This is a genomic window from Marinobacter sp. UBA2498 (genome assembly GCF_002341575.1).
GTDB lineage: Bacteria > Pseudomonadota > Gammaproteobacteria > Pseudomonadales > Oleiphilaceae > Marinobacter > Marinobacter manganoxydans.
The window spans coordinates 36,960-37,168 of record NZ_DDOI01000100.1 but is presented as its reverse complement, the minus strand read 5'-3'; the positions used below and the strand labels follow the sequence as shown (position 1 = coordinate 37,168).

The following is a 209-nucleotide window of genomic DNA, read 5'->3' as shown; positions in this document are numbered from 1 at the left end:
GCAGTCACGACGGCCCCGATGAGCGGCCCCCGACCGACCTCGTCCACACCGGCAAGCAAGGAACCGTTGTAACGACACTCGAAGGGTGGCAAAGGGCTCTTGGGCATCAGCGGGCACCCTGCTCTATCAGGTCTGAGATCGCCTGAGCGGCTTTTTCATCAGCCCCCTGCTTCAGTGAATGGTGCAACTCGGTAAAAGCTTGGTTAAGC

General features: G+C 59.8%; 1 pseudogene. It reads right to left on the bottom strand.

The features are described 5' to 3' along the window. Positions 1–107, bottom strand: a pseudogene (gene rnhB / locus B2W52_RS22355) (ribonuclease HII); the annotation flags it as partial. Positions 108–209 lie beyond the last annotated feature (102 nt).